We start from the raw sequence: 1,941 nt of genomic DNA on the forward strand, positions 1-1,941 counted from the left end.
GGCACTGGGCGAGAAGTATAGGGTGGTGGTATATATGTACTACTATGAAGGGTATTCGACACCGGAAATAGCTGATGTCATAGGAAAGAATGAAACGACAATACGGTCATTGCTCCACCGAGCGAGAAACAAATTAAAAGATATGTTAAAGGAGGATTATGATTTTGAGTAAGACATTTAGAGAAGAAATGGACAAAATCACTGTTTCTGACGAACTTAAAGCCAAAATACTAAAGTCTGCCGAGCAAAAAATCAAGGCAGAAAAAACAAAGTCAATACACTCCAAAACTGTATATTTCCGATATGCAAAATATGCTGCTGCCTGTGCGGCTTGTCTTGTGCTGTGCTTAACGGCGGTCAATAATACCGACGTTATGGACATACTTCCAACCAAAACAGAAACACCGTCATATGTAACTCCGACAACCTCTCCAATAAAGACTTCCGAAACTGTGACTGAAAAAGAAACTCCCCAAGTGGCAGAACAAGAAGTTTATGAAACAAATAAGAAAACAGAAAATTATGTGTTACCAACAGGCAATGCATCGTCAAAAATCGAAACGGTTGCAAGTAATGTTGCCGAGCAAGACAACGCTGTAAGCACAGTAAACGATACCGAAAACACAACCGTTTACCTACCTGATATAACACCCCCAAAATCAGAAATGCCTGTTTTATCAAGCGGAAATAATACCGAAACGAATACAGACGATATAGAAGATGAATTGGTGTGCGGAGGCAGTCCGTTTGTGGATTACAGCAGTATAGACGAACTAAAAAAACAGGTTGGATATAACTTTAAAATACCTAAGTATATGCCGAGCGGATATAAGACGGATAATATTTCATTGATGTTTGAGAAACTTATCCGGATTTCATATACAAACGACACGGACACTATTATTTATCGTACCGAAAAAACAGATGAAGACATAAGCGGTGATTATAATGTTTATGAGAAAACCGAAACGGAGCAGATAAACGATAATACCGTTACAATGAAAAGTTCTGACGATAAGTATTACGTCAGTACATGGAACGATGAAAGTTCGTATTCCGTAAGCAGTAGCGACGGTATTGAAAAGGAAGAAATGAAAAAGATAATTGAAAATGTAGATTATCCGCAGTCGGAAGATGTACAGTCCGATACAAGTGACATTCATATGGAAGAACAAAACAATAGTGTAGATGATGAAAAATAGAAAAATGCCGAATTTTTTCGGCATTTTTTTGTTTTCGCAACTTATTATCCTATATGATGAGAATGCTGTTGTTGTAGCTGATACGTCGGGTTCAATGTATTGGTGCAGTGCAACTCCGAAACCGATTTCGGTAGCGTTTTCACTCGCAATATATTTTGCGGAAAGAAACAGCGGTGATTTTAAAAATCACTTTATTACTTTTTCGTGTAATCCTCAGCTTATTGAAATTAAGGGTAAGGATATTTATGAAAAAGTGAAGTATTGCGAAACTTTTGCGGAATGTGCCAATACTGATATTCAAGCGGTGTTCGACCTTGTTTTAAGTACGGCGGTGAAAAATAAAACATTGCCTGAAGATATGCCGTCAAAATTGTATATAATATCGGATATGGAATTTGATTATTGTGCGGAAAATTCTGATGTTACAAATTTTGAATACGCAAAGGAAAAGTTTGAACAGAACGGATATGCTTTGCCTAAGGTGGTGTTTTGGAATGTTGCAAGCCGCAATATGCAATCACCTGTAGAAATGAATGAGCAAGGTGTGACGCTTGTTTCCGGTTGCAATCCGAGAATTTTTTCAATGGTTACGGAAGATAAGTGTACTCCGTATGAGTATATGCTTGATGTGCTTAATCAAGAGAGATATGCTGATATTAAGGCATAAAAAAGGCGAGATGGTTTTTGAACCGACCCCCAAAAGTTAGACCAAAAATCTAACTATTGGGAGGTCGGTTTT

The 1,941-nt window shown here is 37.7% G+C and carries 3 protein-coding genes; all 3 read left to right on the forward strand.

The window, feature by feature from the left end:
- The first annotated feature begins 4 nt into the window (after positions 1 to 4).
- Genes ACLTU0_RS11810 through ACLTU0_RS11820 form a run of 3 tightly spaced genes read left to right on the forward strand, consistent with a single transcriptional unit; the run spans position 5 to position 1,869 of the window.
- Positions 5 to 172: an RNA polymerase sigma factor gene (locus ACLTU0_RS11810; protein WP_412322643.1), complete on the forward strand. Its 168-nt coding sequence runs from the start codon at positions 5 to 7 to the stop codon at positions 170 to 172.
- Positions 165 to 1,202 carry a hypothetical protein gene (locus tag ACLTU0_RS11815; RefSeq protein ID WP_412322640.1) on the forward strand — a complete coding sequence of 346 codons (1,038 nt, stop codon included), beginning with the start codon at positions 165 to 167 and terminating at the stop codon, positions 1,200 to 1,202. Before ACLTU0_RS11810 ends, ACLTU0_RS11815 begins: the two co-directional genes overlap by 8 nt.
- On the forward strand, positions 1,189 to 1,869 hold the full coding sequence (locus ACLTU0_RS11820; RefSeq protein WP_412322641.1) for a DUF2828 family protein: 681 nt from the start codon (positions 1,189 to 1,191) through the stop codon (positions 1,867 to 1,869). The genes ACLTU0_RS11815 and ACLTU0_RS11820 overlap by 14 nt, the downstream gene beginning before the upstream one ends.
- Positions 1,870 to 1,941: the final 72 nt, after the last annotated feature.

Source organism: Hominilimicola sp., from assembly GCF_046972485.1.
GTDB lineage: Bacteria > Bacillota > Clostridia > UBA1381 > UBA1381 > Hominilimicola > Hominilimicola fabiformis.

What these genes read in the sequence shown, in the direction of transcription:
- ACLTU0_RS11820 (WP_412322641.1), top strand. Translation starts at nt 1,189, where the DNA reads ATGATGAAAAATAGAAAAATGCCGAATTTTTTCGGCATTTTTTTGTTT.